This window comes from Actinoallomurus sp. CA-150999, assembly GCF_050942425.1.
Classification (GTDB): domain Bacteria; phylum Actinomycetota; class Actinomycetes; order Streptosporangiales; family Streptosporangiaceae; genus Actinoallomurus.
The window spans coordinates 7,241,710-7,262,884 of record NZ_CP192063.1 but is presented as its reverse complement, the minus strand read 5'-3'; the positions used below and the strand labels follow the sequence as shown (position 1 = coordinate 7,262,884).

Genomic DNA, 21,175 nt, shown 5'->3' with positions numbered 1-21,175 from the left:
TCAATGTCCAATATTGTCCGCCGTCAACAGGTGAAGTATCTTATCGCCGGAGCGATCACTGCGGTATTGCACTTTGTACTATTTTCCGGTGGGTGGCTGGTGCTCCGGCATGTCGTGCCATATCCACTGGTGGCGATCGGCGCGCAGGCCCTGACGGTGCTCGCCGTCTACCCGGCGTATCGTGTCGTGGTGTTTCACGCGACCGGGCCGTGGATAGCGGGGTTGATCCGGTTTTACCTTGCCTGTGCGGCGGTTCTGCTCCTCTCGGTCGTCTCTCTCGTGTCACTCGTCGAGGTCGCGAGGCTCCCGGTGCCGGTGGCGCAGATCGTCACCGCGCTCTGGAGCCCGGTCGTGGCTTATCCAGTGCAGCGTTTCTGGACATTCCGAGCGTCGCGAGTATCAACCTCATACCCCGTCGGTAAACGTTCCCAAAAAGAAGCCGTGTCCGCCGGGTCGCGGTCCCACCCATGAGATCATTTGCATGACGCGCGGACTCGGGGGGGCTCGTGAAAGCAGCACAACGATGAAGGCACTGGTGCTCGCCGGGGGACGCGGTACTCGCCTGCGTCCCCTCACTCATACGTCGGCGAAGCAACTCGTCCCGGTCGCCAACCGGCCAGTGCTTTTCTACGGCCTGGACGCGATCTGCGAGGCCGGTATCACCGACGTCGGGATCGTCATCGGTGACACCGGGAACGAGGTGCGTGCGGCGGTCGGTGATGGGTCGCGCTTCGGGCTGGACATCACTTATATCCCGCAGAAGGCGCCACTCGGGCTCGCACACTGCGTGCTCATCGCGAAGGACTTCCTCGGCGACGACGACTTCATCGTGTACCTCGGCGACAACTTCCTCGTCGGCGGCATCTCGAACCTCCTTCAGGAGTTCCGCACCGGCGGTTACACGGCGCAACTGTTGCTGAGCAAGGTCGCCGAGCCGCAGTTCTACGGCGTCGCCGAACTCGACCCGGACGGTCGCATCATCAGCCTGCAGGAGAAGCCCGCACTGCCGAGAAGCGATCTGGCGATCGTCGGCGTGTACGCGTTCACGGCGGCGATACACGAGGCGGTGCGCGCGATCGAGCCCTCGGCGCGCGGTGAGCTTGAGATCACGGACGCGGTCCAGTGGCTGATCGACCAGGGACATCGTGTCCACTCGCACATCGTCACCGGTTACTGGAAGGACACCGGCCGGCTCCAGGACATCCTGGAATGCAACCGTATTCTGCTCGAGAAGGTCGAGCCGGACCTGGCCGGCGTGGTGGCGGGCCGATCGGAGATCGACGGCAGGGTCGTGGTCCACCCGGAAGCGGTGGTCGAGGATTCGGTGCTCCGCGGACCGATCGTCATCGGGGCCGGAACCAAGGTGCTCCGCTCCTACATCGGTCCGTTCACGTCCATCGCGGATGAGTGCGTCATCGAAGACGCCGAGATCGAGTACTCCATCGTCCTCGGCGGCTCGACGATCCAGGGCGTGCCGCGAATCGAGTACTCCCTGATCGGCCGGGACGTCGAGGTGACGCGTGCCGTTCACGCGCCCAATGCCCACCGCCTGATGGTCGGTGATCACAGTAAGGTCCAACTGCGCATATGAGGTTCTTCGTCACCGGCGGTGCTGGATTCATCGGATCGCACTATGTTCGCGCATTGCTTCGTCGCGGCCACCCCGGATGGGAGGACGCGGATGTCACGGTGCTGGACAAGCTCACCTACGCCGGTAACCTCGCCAACCTCGCATCCGTGGCGGGCCATCCGCAGTTCACCTTCATCCGTGGTGACATCGCCGATCGCTCACTTCTCAAGGAAGTCGTTCCCGGCCATGACGTGATCGTCAATTTCGCCGCGGAGTCGCACGTCGACCGGTCGATCGACGACGCCGGCGACTTCGTGACGACGAACGTCCTGGGGACCGGACGGCTGCTGCAGGCGGCACTCGAATACGGGGTCCGGACGTTCGTGCAGGTCTCCACCGACGAGGTGTACGGATCGATCGATGATGGAGCCTGGCGGGAGACCGAGCCGTTGCTGCCCAACTCGCCCTACTCCGCTGCTAAAGCGGGCGCCGACCTGCTCTGTCGTGCCTTTAACCGCACCTACGGGCTGGACGTCCGAATTACTCGCTGCTCGAATAACTACGGGCCGCGGCAGTATCCCGAAAAGATCATCCCGCTGTCCATCGCGAACCTGCTCGATGGACGAAAGATCCCATTGTACGGCGACGGTCGAAACGTCCGTGAGTGGCTGCACGTCGACGATCACTGCCGTGGCATCCAGCTGGTACTGGAGAAGGGATCGGCGGGCGAGACGTACAACATCGGCGGTGGTACCGAGCTCACCAACCTCGAACTCGTCGGCAGGTTGCTCGAGGCGGTGGGGGAGGGCTGGGACATGGTCGAGTGCGTCGCAGACCGTCCGGGGCACGATCGCCGGTACTCGATCGACACGACGAAGATCCGAGGCCTCGGCTATCGACCCGAGGTCGATTTCGACGAGGGGCTCGCGGCCGTCGTGCGCTGGTACGCGGACAATGAGGACTTCTGGCGGCCGCTCATTGAGGCGGCACATCCAGCGGTCCGTTAACTCCTAGTCGTGAGGGCGAGCTCGGCGAAAGGATCGGTATGCATCCCCGTGTCATCTTCGTGGGTGGCGTCTCCCGAAGTGGAACCACACTCCTGCATCGCCTCCTCGGTCAGTTGCCCGATGTCGTCTCGCTGGGGGAGGTCTGCAACCTCTGGGATTCCGGACTCAAGAACGGCGATCTATGCACCTGTGGGGAGCTGATCTCTTCCTGTGTCTTCTGGAAGGAGATAGGCGAACGGGCGTTCGGCGGCTGGGGCGCGATTGATCTGCATGAAATGCAGCGACTTCGCGGAGCGATCGACCGGGTCCGCTTTCTTCCGGCGTTGCTCAAAGGCAAGCGCTCGGGCGTGATCCCGAAGACGGCCGCCGCCTACGCCTCTTACTACGCCAGGATCTACACGGCCGCACTCGAAGTAAGTGGAGCGCGGGTCGTCGTCGATTCGAGCAAGCGGGCACCGTTGGCCTGCTGTCTCGGCATGTATGCCGACGTCGACATGAAGCTGGTTCACATAATTCGCGACAGCCGTGGCGTTGCGTATTCTTGCACGAAGAACGTGCTGCGGGTGGATTCCGTCCGGGGCGCAACCCTGGGCACGGCGTCCCCGATGGATACCTCAATCAACTGGATCGTTCAGAACCTCGCTTTGGAGATTCTGGGCAGAAAAGGGGTATCGACCCGCATGCTCACCTATGAACGCCTCATCGACGATCCTGTCGGGGTCCTTCGTGAGGTGATGTCCTTCGCGGGTCTGTCGGGCGATGAGTCGGTAATGGGATTCCTGTCCGATGATCACGCTGTGCTGGACACCGGGCACAGTATCGGCGGGAATCCGATGCGTGCGCAGACCGGTCGCGTCTCCCTTCGCCTCGACGATGCCTGGCGCACTCAGCTTCCCCCGGCCGACCGTCTGCTGGTCTCCGCGCTCACGTACCCATTGCTCCGCCGCTACTCCCGCGGCTGAGAAGGGGTTCTACTCTCTCGGCCCGCGCAGGACGAGCCCCGTCAATCCTTCGACGCGGCCGATGGCCCGCTGGAGATACCACATGGCCATGGCCCAGCGTCCGCCGGCGACGCTCAACGCCGCTGCCGCGACAGGGCGGAAGACCACTCTGATCCGGAGGCCGAGGCCGTGGTGGGCCCGGTACACGCGTCCGGTGCCGCGCGCATAGCGCCGGGCCTTGACGTGGTAGGCGCGTTCACCCGGTGACGGCGCCTCGGGGTTGTACTCGACGATGATGATCTGGGGGTCGAACAGAATCGTCCAGCCGGCCTTCAGACCACGAAGAAGCAGGTCCGTCCCCTCTCCCGACTGCCAGGGCGAGGCGGCGCCGACCCCGAGTTCTTCGTCGAAACCGCCCACGGCGCGGAGGAATTCGCGCCTGAGAAAGACCGTGTGCTCGATGGCGCTCGTCCACACCGTCCGATGGTTCAGCGGCATCTGCCGGTCGGCGAACGAGGTGAGCTGAGCCGGTCGGCCCGGGGTGCCGACCGAGCGGCCGGAGACCCCGCCCGCCGATGGAGAACGCGTGAGGACCGCCGCGGCCTGCGCGAGCGTCTCGGGTAGATAGCTGGTGTCGTCGTCCGGAAACGCGACGAAATCGTAGTCCCCCAGGTCCGCGACACCTACGTTGCGTCCGACCGATGCGCCTCGTGCCGAGGTCAGACGACGCACCGGGAGCCGGTCCGCCCATGAGGCGACCACGGTGCGTGTGCCGTCGTCGCTGCTCTGGTCGACGACGACCACCTCGCTGGGTCTGAGCGTCTGCGCGTGGATGGACGCCAGCAGGTGGTCCAGCAGTTTGGGGCGCCCGATCGTGGTCACGACGACAGCGAATTTCGGTTCTGAGTCCATGTCACTGTTGTTCAATTCATCCGGATCAACGGTAAGTTCTAAAGAGCCATCTCTTTCTTGCGGCCCATCATATGGAGCTGCTCTGCGGTAGTGGTTGCAGCATGACGGTCCATCGGTATGGGAGTGTCGCGTCGGCTGTGCCGATCACTCCGGATTGTCGCGGTGGCGGCGGCGTTCAGATATTACCGAGAACGACAATCCCATTGCCTCACTTTTTGCGTGACTGTCGTTCGGATCTTGTTACCTTGCTAGTCGCTACGCTTCTTTTTTTACGGTGAACCAGCGAGGAGATGGTCATGGCGCAGGCGCCGCCGGCAGCTCAGATGACGATGCCGATCGGGACCGAACGGCCGACACGATGGACGGCCAAAGCGCTACGATCAGGCTGGGTCCCCGCGGTGCTCGTGGTCGCGATCGCTTTCGCGCTTTTGCGGCATTATGGCGTGCCCCTCCGTGAAACGGCGTTCTTCGGCGCCTTTATCGCTCTGGGTTCCACCGTGCCGGGGCTGCTGCTGTGGCGCGCCTTTCGAGGTGGTGCGCGATTCGTCGCCGAAGAGGTGGCGGCCGGGACGGTCCTCGGACAGGCGATCACCGTGCTCGTTTATACGGCCGCACGGTGGGCGGGGCATCCTTTGTTCGTGCTCGCGTGGCCGGTCGCAACGGTCATCGCTTTTCTCGCCGTACCGGCACTGCGGCGGCACTGGCGAAGAACGGGACCCATCAGGCAGGTCCCGGCTGTCTGTTCCTGGGCTCTCGCGGCACTGGTCGGGTTCGTCGTACTGTCGATCGGGTCGGCGTTCTGCCGTCAGCACGGGCTGGTGTGGCCGGGATATGCGACGCCCTATATCGACATGCCGTACCACCTGGGCCTCATCGGTGAACTCAAGCACCATATGCCGCCGGAAGCGCCGTCCGTGGCCGGTGAGCCGCTCTTCTATCACTGGTTCGTCTACGCGGACATGGCGGCCACGAGTTGGGTCACCGGCATCGAGCCGCAGACGCTGCTGTACCGGCTGTTCATGCTGCCGATCCTGGCGACGTCGCTCGTACTGCTGTTCGCGGCCGCGCGGCGCCTGACCGACCGGTGGTGGCCCGGGATGGTCGCGCTGGCGATCAGCTGTCTGGCATGGGCGCCGAGCGTGTACTCCTGGGGGCCCTCCTTGGGCGTCGACCTCCTGGTGCGCGATGACGTTCCATGGCGAAGCCCGACGCAAGGATTCGGGGCGATGATCTTCGCGCCCGTCATTCTGCTGCTCATCGACCTCCTTCGCCGGCCGAGGTCGGGAGCGGGGCCGTGGACCCTGTTCGTCATCCTGCTCATGGGGGTGATGGGGGCGAAGGCGACCTTCCTCCCGATGCTCATCGTGGGCCTTCTCATCGTGCTGGCCGGGACGGTCATCGCGCGACGGCGTCTGCACCGACCGGCGCTGGTGGCGCTCCTGACCACGGTCCCCGCCCTGCTGATCGCCCAACTGGTGCTGTTCGGCGGGACCTCCGACGGCGTGGTCCTCCACCCCGGGTCGATCTTCGGCACGGTGGCCGAGGCGGCCGCCTGGAGGTCCGATCCTCCGCAGGCGTTGCTGGCGGTCGCGGCGCTGGTGAGCATTCTCGGCCGGGTCTTTGTCTGGGGAGGCGCATTCTGCCTGGCCCTCCGGCGAAGGGCGTTGTGTGACCCGCCGATCCTCCTGCTTCTGGGAATCAGCGCGGCCGGGATCGCCGTCGCGACCATTCTGCGCTTCCCCGGGAACTCTCAGCTGTTCTTCCTCAGCGGCGTGATGCCCTGCATGTCCCTGGCGTCCGTCTACGGGCTCACGGCCGTGATCCCGGAGGGGCTCGGCCGTAGATCGGGAATCCTGCTTCTGGGCGCCGCAGCCGGTGGGGTCGCTGCGGTCTTGGCGGTCCGCGGACTGGCGGGCAACACCAGGCCGACCGCGGGCGACGCAGTGCCGCGGATTCTCGGCCCGTTCCTCGCGCTGATGGTGATCGGCGTCGGGTGCGTGCTGGTCCTGGTGCTCGCCGGACGCCGGCGTCCAGGCCTGCGGTCGCTATCGCCGGTGGTGGCGCTCGCCTTCGTCGCCGGGCTCATCCTGCCCGCGACGCTGCTCCACGTCCGGCAACTCTGGCATGGCACTCCCCGAGACCCGACGACGGCGACGATGGGCGCGGGGACGCTCGAGGCCGGGCGTTGGCTGCGGGATCATTCGCGTCCCGATGACCTTGTCGCCACGAACGCGGTCTGCGCCGCCGGCAACGGCTGCGACGACCGGCGCTTCGCCGTATCGGCGTATACGGAGCGACGCGTCCTGGTGGAGAGTTGGCGCTTCAGCGCGAGGTCGCATGCGGAGGGCGTGAGGCGGCACATTCCCGACGAGTCAGTGCCCTTCTGGGACCCTCGGCGGCTGATGGACAACGAAGCCGTCTTCCACCAGCCCTCACTCGAGACGGTTCGGCGACTACGCCGGACGTACGGTGTGCGCTGGCTCTTCGTCGACAGAGGCTTTGACCGGCCCGCTCCCGGGCTCGAGCGATTCGCGCGCCTGCGCTACGTGGCGGGTCAGTGCGCTGTCTACGAGATCACGAGGTGAGACGTATACATCCTATGCGTCGAGCATCATGTTCGCGACTGCCAGATGGCTATCGTTGTTGGTCGCCAGAAGGTTCGCCCCGAGGCCCTCTTTCATGCCGATACTAAGGACGTCCTGCTTCGTGCAGGCGCGCATCCTGATCTCATGAACGAGGAACACGTGGTGATAATTGGCGAAGATGACGTCGAGGAGTTCGTACGGCGAGAAGCCGCAATTCTCCAGGCCGTGCGGACTGTATTCGATCAGTAGTGTCGGGGAGAGGCTCAGCGTCTTCCGGGCGCCTCGAAGTACGAATCCGTCGTATCCTTCGGCGTCGATCTTGATGAGGTCGGGCGTACCGATTTCATAGTCCGCCAGATACGAATCGAGTGAGACCACGGGGACCGACGTCGAGTTGGACCATCCCAGCGCGTTACCGGCACCGATGGAATGATGGCCGATTCCCCGCGCGAGGTACATCGTCGCGGAACCGGGCTTCTCGCCGACCGCCGCCGCCTTGACGGTGACCTTCTCCAGGAGGCCGTTTCGGGCGAGGTTTCCCCGCAGATAGGCGACGTTCTCCGGTACGGGTTCGAACGCGACCAGATGGCCGCCCTCTGGAAGGTTGGCTGCGCCGACACAGGAGTAGAGGCCGATGTTGGCGCCGATGTCGATGATCATATTGCTGCGGGTCGCCAGGCGCTCGAAAAGGGCGATCTCGACCTCTTCGTAATAACCGGCGAACAGCTGGTGAATGATCGAGAAGTCGCGTGCCGGGCCGGTCAGGTTCAGCCCGCGGTATACCGTCGCGACGTCATCACCATTCGCGGAACAGCCGAACTCGTACACCATCCTCTGGATGCGTTTAGTGATCGTCAGATCCTGAACGCGCGTTCGCCTGAACAGTTTCCGGGAAACCTTGAGAGTCTGGCGAGCGATTTGCCTGCGCACGATGCTTGTCAACCCCCTGATAGTCGACTGTGCCGAGGTCTTCGGCGGGCACGGCCGGCCGGTGTCGCCGACCGAGTGGTCGGGCGGTCGTCTGCGGCCGATGTCTCGCGTACAGCACCGCCCCGTACAGGCAGGACAGCGCCATCGTGGCGGCGAGACCCGCCGCGGCTCCCTGAGCCCCCGCGAGAGCGGCGCCCATGGCGGCTGCGCCGACGAGGGCGACCGCCGTGGCCAGCCTGAATATGAACAGTGGGCGTATCGCCTGGAGAGCGCGCAGCGCTCCCGCCGGCCCCAGCACCGCGCCCTGCGCGATGCGATAGATCGTCTGCGCCGGCAGCAGGGGAGCCATGAGCTGCCATGACCTGCCGAACAACGAAGCGCCGACGCTCGCCGGCAACAGCATCGCCAGCACTCCCGAGGCGGCGCCGACGGTTCCGAGTCCCACGGTGACCAGGAGGGTTCCCTGGCCGAGCCGGTCCGGCCGGCCGGCGAGCAGCCGTGACAGTTCGGTGATGGCGATCACTCGGCCCGCGTTGATCGCCACGGCGGCCGGGCCGAAGACCGTATCCGCGGCCCGCAGCGCGCCGACGGCCGCCAGGCCCGCGATCCGGCCGACCACGATCAGCGTCCCGTAGGAGCAGATCGTCAGCACCACGCCTTCGACCAGGTACGGACGTGCGAGATCGCCGTACTCACGGAGCCAGGCGGGCGCGGAGGCGACGCGCGGCAGCACCCGGGCCTGGGCGATCGCGATCACGGTGGCGATCAGTCCGCTGAGTCCCCAGAACAGGAACACCCAGGTCATCTTCGTCGTCACCGACAGCACGCCGAACATGGCGACGCACTGGCTCAGCCCCCAGGCCGCATCGCTCACGATGGCCTTGCGGGGCTGGCCGGCGGCGATGAATCCCATCCGCAGAGTGCTCTGAATGAGGAGCACCGGGAGCAAGGCCGCCAGGATCAGGACCGGAGCGGTGATGCCGCCCAGGATCGGGCCGGACAACGGGAGCAGCGCGATGGCGCCGATCAGTCCGAACACCGCCGCGGCTCCCGAGCTGTCGCGCAGTGCCCGGCGCGCGGAGTCGGGGTCGCGCGGGAAACGCACCATTAGTGGCTCGGTGAACGTTGTCTGGGTCAGTTGATGAAAGACCACGTAATAGCCGTAGAGCAGGGCGAATTCGCCGAAGGCCGCGGCCGACATCCGTCGTGCCGACAGGATGATCAGCATGAAATTCGTCGCACTCGAGATGATCTGGTCGGCGAGGATCCATCCGCCGCGGCGGGTGGCACGAGTGAGCACGATCAGTCCTCCCTGGCGCGTGCGCGATGGAGCAGCATCCACGTGATCAGCCCACCGGCGATCACCGGAAAGGCGCGGCCAAGTCCCCAGTAGAAGAGCATTCCCATTTCAAGGACGCCGACATAGATGACGGCATAGAGGACGAGCCCGCGCAGCTCTCCGGAACGCATGGTGCGGTAGCAGATTCCGATGAGCAGTCCGATGGCGCCCCACCAGACGATTGCGCCCGCAAGGCCATAGTCGATGATGGCCGGAAGAATTCCCCCGGGATTGTTGAACTCCAGGTTTCCGTATCTCGCGTACAGATACGATGAGTACTCGGCACCATTGGTGGCACTGTTGTCGATGTGCATGAACGATCTTACGATGGGGAAGTTCCATAGGAACTGCCCCGTGTAGCGAGGTATCAGCGAATTCGTGGAATCATAGGTCAGGACTATGGCCGAATTGTTGCCGGCGGTGGCGTAGTATCCGCCGAGTCGACGTAGCGCGAACCCAACGAAGTTCGTGTCACTATGGCGTGCGTAGAAATCGTTCCAGCTGCGGGTGTACTCAAGGGCCCCGAAGACGGTCGCCAAGATCAGGGGGCCGACGATCGGTAGCGTCGCCCATAGGGCTGAGTGCTGCCGCCGTCGGCTTTTGGGTCGTATCGTCGCGGCGAGCACGATGACGGGGACGGCCAGCTCCATGAGGGCGATGCGCTCGGCGTTGAAGAAGCCTCTCGCCAGGCCGAAACTTACGAGTACGACCAGTCCGAGCGTGTGCCGTCGGCCGCTGGTCCAGCGATCCAGCAGCAGGCAGATGAGGGCGAGCGGGCCGACTTGGGTAAGCGTCGTGATGCCCGGAAGGGTGGTGAGGTATTCGGTTCTGGCGGACAGCAGTGCGCCCTGCTCCAGGGTGAGCGCGGCGTGCAGCTGTTGTCTCCCGTAGCCACGTGATACGGCGGCCACCGCCCACGACGCGTACCCGATCAAGGCGAGCACCAGGAACACGCGCCCGGCCCACAGCAGGACCTTCTGCTGACCGGCTGAGACGACTACGCGCGACTCTCGGGATTCCCGACGGCGTTTGATGAGGCTCGGTATCAGCGTGCCGACGACGAAGGCACTGAGCAGCAGTGCGGTGAGAAACGCATCGGCCACGCCGAAGTATTTCGGCGTGCGCCACCAGAGACGGAAGTCGTCCGCGGGGATGAGGCAGGTGACGGCCAGATAAGGGACGACCCCCAGCACGCCGGTCCAGCCTGGATGCAGCCACCAGACACCTCGGCGCAGCTGCAGCGGCCTCGGCGTGGACGAACGGCGTTTCGCTCTGGCCGCCCTGGTCGGGCGATCGTGGAGCGCGGCATGAGTGCGTACTGGCACGGACGTCTCCAGCCTCATCGGCGAACGGCCGGAGTCATCCGACACGGGTCCTGGGCGCTGTCGTAACGTTCGTCGGCGAAACCGGGTCCATGTCCTCGAGGCGCGGCTTCTTCTCATCCCGGCGATAGCCGACGGTGCCGCCGTAGTAGCGGTAACGGTCGTGCTTCCCCTTCGTGGCCATGTTGACGATCACTCCCAGGGTGATTCCGCTGACCGCGTCCACGCTCTTGACGGCCTCGCGCAGCTCATCGCGTTTGGTCCGGCCGGCACGCACGACGAGAAGGACGCCGTCGCTGCTGGGGACGATCACCGCCGCATCCGTGACCGGGAGCAGCGGAGGCGAGTCGATGATCACGTAGTCCGCGTTGGCCTGGAGCTCCTCGAGGAGCAAGTGCATCTTCTGGGTTCCCAGCAGCTCGCTCGGGTTCGGCGGCACCGGGCCGCTGGCCAGCACGTCGATCGTGCAGCTTCGCTCGGCGCGCTGCATGACGTCGGCCATGGTGGCCTGACCGGACAACACGCTGGTGAGTCCGATCTCCTCGACGAGACCGAGCGAGCTCGCGATGGTCGGGCGCCGCAGATCGGCGTCGACGATGACGACGCGGGCACCGTCCTCGGCGAGCGAGAACGCGAGGTTCAGGGCGACGCTGGACTTTCCGTCGCCTTCGAGCGGACTGGACACCACGATCGTCCGTGGGGGCCGGTCGACATTGATGAAGCGCAGGTTCGTTCGGAGCTTGCGGAACCCCTCGGCCCGGAGACCGAGCGGGTCGGTGTCGTGGACGAGGGCTCGTTTCCGCGCCGCGCGCTCGTAGACGATCTCGCCGAGTACGGGCAGACCACTCGCCAGGCCCGCGTCGGACGTGACGTCGATGCGGGTGTCCAGTGCCTCTTTGAGCATCCCCGCCAGCGCGCCGGCGAGGGCGCCGAGCACGATGCCGACGAGGGTGTTCAACACCGGCTTCGGGCTGCTCGGCGCGCCCGGCTGCGAACCCGGCCTGACCACCTGGATCCGTACGGTCGGGGGGCGTCCCGGCAGCGGCGCCTCCAGTTCCGCCACCGCGGTGATGAGGTGCCGCGTGACGCTGTTCACGATCCGCGCCGCCATCGCCGGATCGGAATCGCGTACGGTGATGTTCATCAGCACGGTGTCGATCGGTACGTCGACCCTGAGCCGTTTCGCGAGCTTGTCCGGCCGCATGCGCAGCCGCAGTTCACGGATCACGGGAACCGTGACCTTCGGTGTCGTCACGAGGCCGGCGTACGACCGGACCTGCTGCTGGCTGAAGAGCGTCCCTTGATACGCCTGGTCCAGCTTCTGTGCCTGCTGCGACACCGAGACGAAGACCGATGCCTTCGACTCGTACATGGTCGGTTGCAGCATCGTGATCAACTGCGCGACACCGATCCCCAGCAGCACGACGCTCACCAGCAGCGCCAGATGCCGCCGGATCGCGGTGATCAGTTCCCTTACACTCATGCAGTCCCCCGTGTCGGACCTTCGTGAAATGCGACGTTCTCGGCGTTCTCGTGGACCGTGCCCTTACGAACGCGACAGCGCTGCCGGCGCCGTGCCCTCGCCGTTCGAGCGACTCGGGCGGCCCGTGCCCGACAGCAGGCGCGTGAAGACCTCCAAATGACGCCGGGCCGATTCGGCCCAGGTGAACCGCTCCGCGTTGGCGAGGCCGTGAGTGCGCAGCTCCGCGGCGAGGGCGTCATCGGTGAGGACGTCTCGTAGTGCCGCGGCGATCGACCCGGAATCGAGGTCTCGCAGCAGAATGGCCGCCTGACCGGACACTTCCGGCAGGGCGCCGCGGTCGGAGCAGATCACGGGTGTCCCGCACGCCATCGCCTCGATGACGGGCAGCCCGAACCCCTCGTGGCCCGACGGGAGCGCGAAGACGGCGGCGGCGCGGAACAGAGGGGCGACGAGCTCCGCCCGGACCTGGCCCAGGTATCGCACGTGGGGCGCGGCCGCCAGGAGCCGCTCGACCGGCTCGGACCCGAGAAAGGGACCGCCGGCGACGACCAGTTGGACCCCGAGCCTGGCGATCTCCGGCCGGCCGACCGCGTCGACGAGGGCCGGGATGTTCTTGCGGGGGTCGAGATTGCCGAGGTAGAGCACGAACCGTTCCGGCAGGCGCAACCGCGCGAGGAGCCGGGCGTCCGCCGAATCGTCGGAATGGAAGCGATCGGTGTCGACCCCGTGCGGGATGACGTGCAGGCGATGTTCGGGGACTCCGAACGCGCGCTCGATCTCGCCCGCCGAACTCGCGGAGACGGTGACCACGGCATCGGCGGCACGGGCCAGGCGGGTCACGCGTGCCCGCCAGGTGCGCTCCCAGAGCGTGCGCCGGATGCCCGGAACGTGCTGGGGAACGCCGTGGATCGTCGCCACGATCGGCAACCGGCCCGTGCTCAGCGCTCCGGTGTCCGCGGGGAAGTGCAGCAGATCGGCGTGCCGGTGATCCACCGTACGCGGCCAGACGAAGCCCTCGGCCGCCGCGTGGCAGAGCTGTCGCGCCGGTCCGCGGAGCGTATCCCCGGGTGGCACGAGGAGCGTGTGCTCGACACCGAGCCGCCCCAGCCATCCGTAGAGGCTTTCCGCGTAGGTCGTGTTGCCGCCGACATTGCGGCGCAGTACCTTTCCCGCCACCGCGACCCGAATCCGGTCGGTCACGCTCTCTCCTTCATTGGTAGGGCCGGAGCTCCATAGGCCGCGGCCAGCCGCCTCGCCTGGACCTCCGGCGTGTGCTCGCGCAACACCGCGCGGCACCGGTTCGCGTGCTCGACGCGGTGCACGGGATCGGTCATGCGACGCACCGTCGCGGCGAGCGCCTCTGGGGTGCGGACGAGTCCGGGAAGCCCGAGCGCGGCCAGATCCGGCAGTGACCGCGCGACCATGGGCAGTCCGGCGGCTGCCGCCTCCAGCATCGCCATGGTCGGCGCGACCTCCCAGAGCGCCGTGTGCACGTAGACGTGCGCCTGGCCGAGCCTGCGCAACACCTCGTCCCGCGGCAGCCATCCCGCGACGTGCACGCCGGCGGACTCGAGCCGTTCACGACGTGCGAGATCGCCGTCGCCGATCCACTCCCAGCGGATCGGCCAGCCGCGCCTGCCCGCCTCCCTGCTCGCCTCGGCGAGGAAATCCGGGTCCTTCTGCCGGCAGATCCGCCCTACGGCGACGGCGGCCACCTCATTCTCGGCCGGTCGCGCGGCCGGGATCAGAGGCTGGGCCCGGACGGCATGCGGTACGCACACCACCTGCTGCCGTCCGCGCAGCATCCGGGCGAGCGCGGCCTCCCGCGGACTCGCCGCTGCCACCACGCCCGTTCGCCGCGCGAGGATGGACTCCGCGATACGGAACATTCCACGGAGCGGCGGAGCCACATCGACCCGTTCGAACGCATAACAGTGTGGCGAATAGACGATGCGATCCGCCGGGATCGACGGGCAGCCGCGAACATAGATGCCGGCGTATGAGGAATGGGCGTGCACGATATCGGGCCGGATCAGGTTGTAGGCGTGATGGATCGTGCGAATGCGCGCCGGGTGGCTCTCGGGCAGCCGCAGCCAGCCTCGCACCTGTCCGGCGAGTGTCACGCCGGTGTCCTCTCCATCGCGTGCAGCGGTGAGTAGCCAGTGGTCGAACATGGGTGTCGCGCGGATATAGCCGGCCACGGCGCTGCTGACGCCACCGCCCCAGCATTCGACGACATGGATCACCGTGAACCGGCGCGTGCGGTCGGCGGAGCGGACGCCTTCCGGTTCACAATGCGCCGTGACCATTGACCACCGCACCAAGCGTCTTGAAGAGAATCGATAGATCCAGCCTCAGCGACCATTCCTCTACGTAACGGAGATCCAGCTCCATTGCGTGCTGCCACGGCAGGGTCGAGCGGCCGCTGATCTGCCACAGGCCGGTGAGACCCGGTCGCACGGCGAGGCGTCCGCGCTCTCGGCTCGTGTACAGCGCGACCTCGGCGTGGACCTGAGGACGGGGTCCGACCAGCGACATCTGGCCGAGTGCCACGTTCCAAAGCTGGGGGAGCTCGTCGAGGGACCATCGGCGCAACCAATGGCCGATCCGCGTCACACGGGGGTCATCGGGCACTTTGAAGAACGGTTCGTCGGCCCGCCCGTGTGTCCGCAACAGGTCCGTGAGCTGGTCATCGGCGCCGACCCTCATCGAGCGGAACTTCCACATCCGGAAGGGCTTGCCGTCGATCCCGATGCGCTCATGGACGAAGAACACCGGTCCCGGGCCGCTCAATCGAACCGCGATGGCGAGGGCGACAAAAACAGGAGCGAGGATGAGCAGTGCGACCAGGGCGATCAGCCGGTCGACGGTGTGTTTCAGGCGAAGTGCCGCCGGTCCACTCAGGAGACGTTTCTCGGGCTGCGCCTCCGCCAAACGCAGATGTGCCTCGACATCCTTGACGAGGCCGACACTCTCGTCTGGCGGCGCGTTCTGGCCCGACTGCGCGCTCGGTGTGGAAATGGACACTGTCGTCCTCCGGCATGTGGTGAACAATCTCCGCTCCCTGGCCCCAGGTATATCGCCTACGTGCGAATGGCCACTCCTTGCTCAAGATCAACACTTGGTCAGTTGACCGGAAATTATCTGTTGCGGTTCTTTCGGGGGCTGTACGTGTCCGGGGGTTGGTCGGTAAATACAGGACGCCATGGCTACAAACCATGCGACCCGGCCGCATACCGTCCGCCGGCCCGGAAAACCAGGCAAGGCCGCATCGCGCACCAAACCGCCCTAAGTCAGGCCGAGAATCGTTTCCTCTAAGAGTCTCGTGTCGTGAGGTTCGTACGGCCGTGGGTAGTGATCGAATGGAACATTGAATGCTGGTGTGTGAATTGATGGCGATCGGCATCGGAAATAATCAAGGTGCCTGGCGCACGCGAAGTCATGGTTGGGGGTTGAAAGCACCGATGTGCGGGATAGCGGGAATCGTGTCGATGGGTCATCCGGATTCCGGTCTTCTCCGCTGTATGTGCAAGGTGCTCGCTCACCGAGGGCCGGATGGTGCGGGCTTCCACGATGACGAGCACGCCACACTCGGCATGCGGCGCCTCGCGATCATCGACGTGGCCGGTGGTGACCAGCCGGTTTACAACGAGGACCGGACCGTCGTCGCGGTCTTCAACGGCGAGATCTACAATTACGCCGCATTGCGCCGTGAACTGCGTCATCGTGGTCATCGTTTCGTCACGGACGGCGATACCGAGTGCCTTGTGCACCTGTATGAGGAATTCGGCGATGATCTGGTCCACCGGCTCCGTGGAATGTTCGCGTTCGCCATCTGGGACCGGACCGGGCGGCGGCTTCTCCTCGCCCGCGACCGGGTGGGCAAGAAGCCGCTGTTCTGGCGCTCCGACGGTGCGACGCTGTGGTTCGGCTCGGAGCTCAAGGCGCTCATGCAGGATGTCGCGGCGCGTCCTGAGGTCGACCTGGTGGCGCTGCACCACTACCTGACGTATCAGTACGTGCCCGCCCCTTGGTCGATTCTCCGCGGGATTCACAAACTGCCGCCGGGCCACCTGCTCTCCTGGCAGGACGGTGTCGCCGTGACGAGTCGTTACTGGCGCCTCGACTGCACGCCGCGCGAGATCACGTCCGAAGAGCAGGCCGCCGAACAGCTCCGCGATCACCTGCTCGAAGCGACGCGCGTCCGTATGGTGAGTGAGCGGCCGTTGGGGGCCTTCCTCTCCGGCGGGCTCGACTCTTCGGCTGTCGTCGCCGCGATGGCCCGGCAGAGCGGCGAGCGCATCAAGACGTTCAGCGTCGGCTTCGACGAGGACGAGTTCGACGAACGACGCTACGCGCGCATGCTGGCCCGGCGTTACGCCACCGACCACCACGAGATGGTCGTCACCCCGTCCGCGCTCGACGTGCTGCCGACGCTGTCCTGGCACTATGACGAGCCGTTCGCGGACTCCTCGGCGATCCCCACCTTCTACGTCGCACGGATGAGCAGCGAGCAGGTGACGGTGATCCTCAACGGAGACGGCGGCGATGAGCTGTTCGGTGGCTACCTGCGCTATCTGCTCATGTCGCACGCCGGCCGGATCCCCGCGCTCCCGTTCCTGAGAGGTCGGCTCGACCGGGTCGGCTCCTCCCTCTCGGCCCGTTGTGCCCCGCGCTCGGCGCTGCGACGGGCGGGCCGGGCGGTGGAGCTCCTGGGTCACCCGACGCCGCGGCGCTACGCACGGCTCATGTCCTACTTCACTCCTGAGCAGAAGACGGCTCTCTACTCGGACGCGCTGCGTACGCGGCTGGCGGAGGTCGACAGCTACGACCTGTTCGACGAGGCGTTCGCCGCCTCCCGCGCCGCCTCCGACGTCTGCCGTGTCATGGACGTCGACGTCAACACGTACCTTCCCGGCGACCTTCTGGTGAAGGTGGACATCGCCACGATGGCCAACTCCCTGGAGGCGCGTTCCCCGTTCCTGGACCACCACCTGATGGAGTGGGCGGCCGGGCTGCCGGCCCGGCTGAAGGTCCGTTCGGGCACGACGAAATACCTGCTGAAGAAGGCGGTCGCGGACTGGCTGCCCCCCGCGCTCGTGACGCGGCCGAAGATGGGGTTCGGTGTGCCGCTCGCGCGGTGGCTCCGCACCGACCTGTCGGAACTCTCGTGGGACGTGCTGACCGACGGCACGGCGAGATCGCGAGGGCTGTTCCGGCCCGAGGCGGTGCGGGAGATGCTGGCGCGACACGAGAACGGACAGGACCACGCCAACCGGATCTGGGCGCTCATCCAGTTCGAGCTGTGGTGCCGTGCCTTCCTCGACCCGCCTGGGACGAGCAACCCGGCTCCGGGATCCGGGCCGTGAACCGATGCGCCTTCACGGTCCCCGGGCCGGTGCGGTGAACCGAGAAGCCCGGCAGGCCGCCGGAACCCTCGGCATCTACGCCGCCAGATTCCTTCTCGGCGCGCTCATGAGCGTGGTCGTGAACCGGTCGCTGGGGCCCGAGGGCCGCGGTACGTACGCGGTGCTGATGACCGTCGCGACGGTCGCCCTTCACCTCGGTCACCTGTCGGTCGAGGAGTCACACGTCGCGCTGTGGCCGCGCGTCCGCGACAGCGCACTCATCACCGCCAACTGCCTGCTCTTCGGCCTGGCACTCGGATGTGCCTGCGCGATCGCCGCCGGCATCGTGGTCGAGGGCCTGGGGCCCGATGTCGTACCGGTGGGGGATCACGGCCTGCTGATCCTGGCGCTGGCCTGGATCCCCTGCGCCATGACCGAGAAGCTGCTCGCTCGCCTGATGGTCCTGAGGGCGCGCATCGAGGTCAACAACTGGAGCGGCCTGCTCAGCGTAGCCGTGCACTGCGCGGCGCTGATCGGCCTGGCCGCCATGGCGAAGCTGACACTCTGGTGGATCGTCGCACTGTGGACCCTGTCCGCCGCGCTGCCGCTGGCGGTCCTCCTGCCCGCCGCTCGCCCCAGGCTGCGGCACTGCGATGCCGGCGTGGCGCGACGGGCGCTCCGTCTGGGGTTGCGCCACCACACCGGTCTCGTCTCGATGTTCCTCCTGCTGCGCGCCGACATCCTGATGCTGGGCGCGATGACGACGACCGTCGAGGTCGGGCTGTACGCGGCGGCGGTGACACTCATGGAACTCGGCAGGGTGCCTCCGGACATCGTCGCGAACCTCGCCATGCCTCGGCAGCTGGAGGAGGATGAGCGGACGGCCGCCGCGTTCACCGTCAGCTCCACGAGGATCGCCGCGCTCGTGGCCACCGGCTCCGTCGCGCTGCTGTGCGCCACCGCGGCCTTCGTCGTTCCGGCGGTGTACGGGCCGGCGTTCACGGGGAGTATCGGCCCGCTTCTCGGGCTGGCGCCGGGCCTGTGGCTGATCGGGGCGACCAGACCGGTCGGTGCCTTCCTGCTCCGGCTGGACCGTCCCCTGCTGAGCTCGGTGACGACGGTCGGCGCCCTCACGGTCAACGTAGGGCTGAATCTCGCCCTGATTCCATCGTACGGAGCCGTCGGCTGCGCACTCGCCTCCAGCCTCGGTTACGGCGTACTCGCGGCCGCGCAGACCCTGTGGTTCATGCGGGTCACGCGCACTTCGCCGCGCCACCTCATTCCCCGGCGTTCCGACCTTCGCTACGCGCTCACCGGGGCAGCGCGGTGATGTACGGCGACGCGGACGCGGGACTCTCCGACATCTCGCGCGCCCCGTCTTCGATCGCGTCGGCGAGGATGTCGTCGAGTGTGTGTCGCGGAGCCCAGCCGGTCAGGGCGCGGAGCTTAGCCGTGTCCGGGACCTTCCGGTGCATGTCCTCGTATCCGGGCCCGTACGCCTGGTCGTAGGGAACCAGCCGGATCGGCGACGTGCTTCCGGAGCGCGCGATGATCATCTCGGCGAGATCACGAATGCCGATCTCCTGCGACGACCCGACGTTGAACGTCTGCCCGATCGCCGCCGGCTCGCTCATGAGCGGAAGGATCGCGTCCACGACGTCCCTGACATGGGCGAAACAGCGCGTCTGCCGTCCGTCCCCGAAGACCGTCAGGGGCTCGTTACGCAGGGCCTGCCGGACCAGGCGCGGGACGACCATGCCGTACATCGGGCTCTGCCTGGGGCCGACCGTGTTGAAGAGGCGGATCACGACCGTGGGGAGACCGCGTTCCCGGTGGTAGCAGGTCGCGAGGATCTCGTCGACGGCCTTGGCCGTGCTGTACGCCCAGCGCAGGACGGATGGGCTGCCGAGGATCATGTCGGCGGTCTCCGTCAGGGGGTCCTGTGAGTTCTTCCCGTAGATGTCCGAGGTGCTGGTGATGAGGATCTTTCGGCGGTAACGGTGAGCGGCCTTGATCACGATTTCCGATCCGCGGATGTTCGTGGTCAGTGACCTCAACGGCTGCGCGACCACGAGTTTCACGCCGACCGCGGCGGCCATGTGGATCACTACGTCGCACTCGTGCACGAGCTCGTCGACCACGAGTTCATCGAGCACGGAGCCGTGCACGAAGCGGAAGCCGGGGTGCCGGGCGACCGTGGCGAGGTTCGCCGATCGGCCCGTCGACAGGGTGTCCAGGACGACGACCGAGTCGCCGCGTGCGAGTAGGGCCTCGACGAGATGCGAGCCGATGAAGCCGGCTCCGCCCGTCACCAGGTATCTCGTCCCGCCGTCTTCCGGCATGCCGCGCCTCCCGGGATTCCGTTGTCGTTGCTGCGGATGGGGCCGATTTCCGCGTGCGGTATGGGTGGCGGGAATTGCGTTCCCGCCACCCATACCGGCCCATTGCCGATTTCTGGTACCGCCACAGAAGACGGCAGAGCCTTCGTGTCAGGAGCAGCCGGGAATGCTGCCCACGGGCCTGCAGTTGTTGGGATTGTTGGCGGTCACCAGGCTCCCGACGAGCGTCACCGTCCCGGGTCCGGGACGGTCGAAGATCCCGCCGCCATCGGAGGCGGTATTGCGCTTGACGAGCGTCCTCACGAGCAAGGCTCGTCCGCCGGGGCCGTTCAACAACCCGCCGCCTTCGAATCTGGCGGTGTTCTCGTCGAGTGTCGTCTGGACCAGCCTGGCGGTTCCGCCCTGCTCGTTGTAGATGCCGCCGCCGCTGGTGTTGGCGGTGTTGCGAGTGATACGAGACTGATCCGTCTCGAGCCGGCCGTCGTTGTAGATGCCGGCACCGCCACCGCCGAACCCGTTGGGATGACGCGTCGTGTTCTTTTCGACCAGGGTCAAAATAAGGATGAGCGAACCGCTGTCGCTGGCGATGCCGGCGCCGTTGTCCGCCGTGCTGTTTCGCACCGTGACCGATTTCAGGACAATGGTGCCGCGTGCGCTGAGGATCGCCCCGCCGGGGAAGACCCCGGCGTCGCCACCCTCGATGAAGATGCCCACGACGTCCAGACGGGCGCCGGCGGCCACCTCGATCAGGCGGAACGGCCCGCCTCCGGTGCGCCGAATGTGCGTGGACGGCCCGCCGACGATGGTGATGTTCCCGGTGATGATGGGCAATGCGTCCCCGCCGCGCGTCCCGGTCTCCGCCGCGGTGGTGAAGTCGTAATTGCAATTCGGGACCAGTCGGATCGTGCCGTGACCGGCCGCGTTGGCGTTGGTGACCGCCGTCACGAGCCCTGACGCCCCGCCTGAAGGTCCGCTGCACGGCACCGTCACGACCTGCTGGGCATTGGCCGAGGATGGCGATGCCGCCGCCCCCGCCCCGATCAGCGTGGCAGCGGCTACGCTGCCAGCTGTTCTAGCGAATGAACCCATGAGGCTCCCCCCGGAACAGAATGGACATTCCTCTTGTCGGTGATGAATTGTCCTAGCGGCACCGCCGACAGTAGAAGAGAAACATTGCGGAGGCTATCACGCTGTCGTAGACGCCGGTTCTTTGGAATTCTTGAAGATTGTTGACTCGTGTTTTCACGTGTTCGCCGACGACTGCGACCGGTGAAGTGACTCAGGCGGCTGTACCATGACGGATGATGCGTCAGGCGTCCTGAGGTGCATGGTGGATCGGCCGAGCCATGGTCGCAAAAGCAATTGCCCGGCCCGGAGAAATGGCGTCGACTGCGACTAT

Annotated in this window: 17 protein-coding genes; 7 read left to right on the top strand and 10 right to left on the bottom strand. The window is 66.4% G+C overall.

Annotated elements, in window-relative coordinates:
- Positions 1-3 precede the first annotated feature (3 nt).
- From ACQP2O_RS33570 to ACQP2O_RS33555, 4 genes are read left to right on the top strand one after another with little or no spacing between them, the layout of a single operon-like run.
- Positions 4-471 carry a GtrA family protein gene (locus ACQP2O_RS33570; RefSeq protein ID WP_433172128.1) on the top strand — a complete coding sequence of 156 codons (468 nt, stop codon included), beginning with the start codon at positions 4-6 and terminating at the stop codon, positions 469-471.
- A 52-nt stretch (positions 472-523) separates the two neighbouring features.
- Positions 524-1,591, top strand: coding sequence for a glucose-1-phosphate thymidylyltransferase (locus ACQP2O_RS33565; RefSeq protein WP_433172126.1), 1,068 nt, complete (start codon positions 524-526; stop codon positions 1,589-1,591).
- On the top strand, positions 1,588-2,577 hold the full coding sequence (gene rfbB, locus ACQP2O_RS33560; protein ID WP_433172124.1) for a dTDP-glucose 4,6-dehydratase: 990 nt from the start codon (positions 1,588-1,590) through the stop codon (positions 2,575-2,577). The genes ACQP2O_RS33565 and rfbB overlap by 4 nt, the downstream gene beginning before the upstream one ends.
- A gap of 38 nt (positions 2,578-2,615) precedes the next feature.
- The gene (locus ACQP2O_RS33555; protein WP_433172122.1) at positions 2,616-3,539 is read left to right on the top strand and encodes a sulfotransferase; all 924 of its coding nucleotides are present in this window, start codon (positions 2,616-2,618) and stop codon (positions 3,537-3,539) included.
- Positions 3,540-3,548: 9 nt separating this feature from the next.
- Here ACQP2O_RS33555 and ACQP2O_RS33550 read toward each other — a convergent pair whose 3' ends face one another.
- Positions 3,549-4,430, bottom strand: a complete 882-nt coding sequence (locus tag ACQP2O_RS33550) for a glycosyltransferase family 2 protein (RefSeq protein ID WP_433172120.1) — start codon at positions 4,428-4,430, stop codon at positions 3,549-3,551.
- Positions 4,431-4,873: 443 nt separating this feature from the next.
- On the opposite strand from ACQP2O_RS33550, the gene ACQP2O_RS33545 reads away from it, so the two are divergent.
- Positions 4,874-7,015, top strand: a complete 2,142-nt coding sequence (locus tag ACQP2O_RS33545) for a hypothetical protein (RefSeq protein WP_433172119.1) — start codon at positions 4,874-4,876, stop codon at positions 7,013-7,015.
- 12 nt (positions 7,016-7,027) lie between these two features.
- On the opposite strand, the gene ACQP2O_RS33540 is transcribed toward ACQP2O_RS33545, so the two are convergent.
- From ACQP2O_RS33540 to ACQP2O_RS33510, 7 genes are all read right to left on the bottom strand, one after another.
- On the bottom strand, positions 7,028-7,846 hold the full coding sequence (locus tag ACQP2O_RS33540; protein ID WP_433172117.1) for an FkbM family methyltransferase: 819 nt from the start codon (positions 7,844-7,846) through the stop codon (positions 7,028-7,030).
- Positions 7,847-7,859: 13 nt separating this feature from the next.
- Positions 7,860-9,245: a hypothetical protein gene (locus ACQP2O_RS33535; RefSeq protein ID WP_433172115.1), complete on the bottom strand. Its 1,386-nt coding sequence runs from the start codon at positions 9,243-9,245 to the stop codon at positions 7,860-7,862.
- Between the two features lie 2 nt (positions 9,246-9,247).
- Positions 9,248-10,477 carry an O-antigen polymerase gene (locus tag ACQP2O_RS33530; protein WP_433172113.1) on the bottom strand — a complete coding sequence of 410 codons (1,230 nt, stop codon included), beginning with the start codon at positions 10,475-10,477 and terminating at the stop codon, positions 9,248-9,250.
- A gap of 166 nt (positions 10,478-10,643) precedes the next feature.
- Positions 10,644-12,089 carry a polysaccharide biosynthesis tyrosine autokinase gene (locus ACQP2O_RS33525; protein ID WP_433172111.1) on the bottom strand — a complete coding sequence of 482 codons (1,446 nt, stop codon included), beginning with the start codon at positions 12,087-12,089 and terminating at the stop codon, positions 10,644-10,646.
- Positions 12,090-12,152: 63 nt separating this feature from the next.
- A complete protein-coding gene (locus tag ACQP2O_RS33520; RefSeq protein ID WP_433172109.1) occupies positions 12,153-13,289 on the bottom strand; it encodes a glycosyltransferase family 4 protein in 1,137 nt (378 codons plus the stop codon).
- A complete protein-coding gene (locus ACQP2O_RS33515) occupies positions 13,286-14,335 on the bottom strand; it encodes a glycosyltransferase family 4 protein (RefSeq protein WP_433172107.1) in 1,050 nt (349 codons plus the stop codon). The genes ACQP2O_RS33520 and ACQP2O_RS33515 overlap by 4 nt, the downstream gene beginning before the upstream one ends.
- Positions 14,336-14,378: 43 nt before the next feature.
- On the bottom strand, positions 14,379-15,116 hold the full coding sequence (locus ACQP2O_RS33510; RefSeq protein ID WP_433172105.1) for a sugar transferase: 738 nt from the start codon (positions 15,114-15,116) through the stop codon (positions 14,379-14,381).
- 347 nt (positions 15,117-15,463) lie between these two features.
- On the opposite strand from ACQP2O_RS33510, the gene asnB reads away from it, so the two are divergent.
- Positions 15,464-17,458, top strand: coding sequence for an asparagine synthase (glutamine-hydrolyzing) (gene asnB / locus ACQP2O_RS33505; protein ID WP_433172103.1), 1,995 nt, complete (start codon positions 15,464-15,466; stop codon positions 17,456-17,458).
- Positions 17,459-17,492: 34 nt separating this feature from the next.
- Entirely contained in the window at positions 17,493-18,767 is a 1,275-nt protein-coding gene (locus ACQP2O_RS33500) for a lipopolysaccharide biosynthesis protein (RefSeq protein ID WP_433172101.1), read from the top strand.
- On the opposite strand, the gene ACQP2O_RS33495 is transcribed toward ACQP2O_RS33500, so the two are convergent.
- Both ACQP2O_RS33495 and ACQP2O_RS33490 read right to left on the bottom strand, forming a co-directional pair.
- A complete protein-coding gene (locus ACQP2O_RS33495) occupies positions 18,748-19,779 on the bottom strand; it encodes an NAD-dependent epimerase/dehydratase family protein (protein ID WP_433172099.1) in 1,032 nt (343 codons plus the stop codon). The two genes, ACQP2O_RS33500 and ACQP2O_RS33495, sit on opposite strands and share 20 nt — an antisense overlap.
- A 147-nt stretch (positions 19,780-19,926) precedes the next feature.
- Entirely contained in the window at positions 19,927-20,721 is a 795-nt protein-coding gene (locus ACQP2O_RS33490; RefSeq protein ID WP_433172097.1) for a hypothetical protein, read from the bottom strand.
- Between the last annotated feature and the right edge of the window lie 454 nt (positions 20,722-21,175).

Bases quoted from the DNA above. Each gene is read 5' to 3' on its own strand.
- ACQP2O_RS33550 (WP_433172120.1), bottom strand. From the start codon at position 4,430: ATGGACTCAGAACCGAAATTCGCTGTCGTCGTGACCACGATCGGGCGC.
- ACQP2O_RS33525 (WP_433172111.1), bottom strand. From the start codon at position 12,089: ATGAGTGTAAGGGAACTGATCACCGCGATCCGGCGGCATCTGGCGCTG.
- ACQP2O_RS33555 (WP_433172122.1), top strand. From the start codon at position 2,616: ATGCATCCCCGTGTCATCTTCGTGGGTGGCGTCTCCCGAAGTGGAACC.
- ACQP2O_RS33540 (WP_433172117.1), bottom strand. From the start codon at position 7,846: ATGGTGTACGAGTTCGGCTGTTCCGCGAATGGTGATGACGTCGCGACG.
- asnB (WP_433172103.1), top strand. From the start codon at position 15,464: ATGCTGGTGTGTGAATTGATGGCGATCGGCATCGGAAATAATCAAGGT.
- rfbB (WP_433172124.1), top strand. From the start codon at position 1,588: ATGAGGTTCTTCGTCACCGGCGGTGCTGGATTCATCGGATCGCACTAT.
- ACQP2O_RS33570 (WP_433172128.1), top strand. From the start codon at position 4: ATGTCCAATATTGTCCGCCGTCAACAGGTGAAGTATCTTATCGCCGGA.
- ACQP2O_RS33495 (WP_433172099.1), bottom strand. From the start codon at position 19,779: ATGCCGGAAGACGGCGGGACGAGATACCTGGTGACGGGCGGAGCCGGC.
- ACQP2O_RS33565 (WP_433172126.1), top strand. From the start codon at position 524: ATGAAGGCACTGGTGCTCGCCGGGGGACGCGGTACTCGCCTGCGTCCC.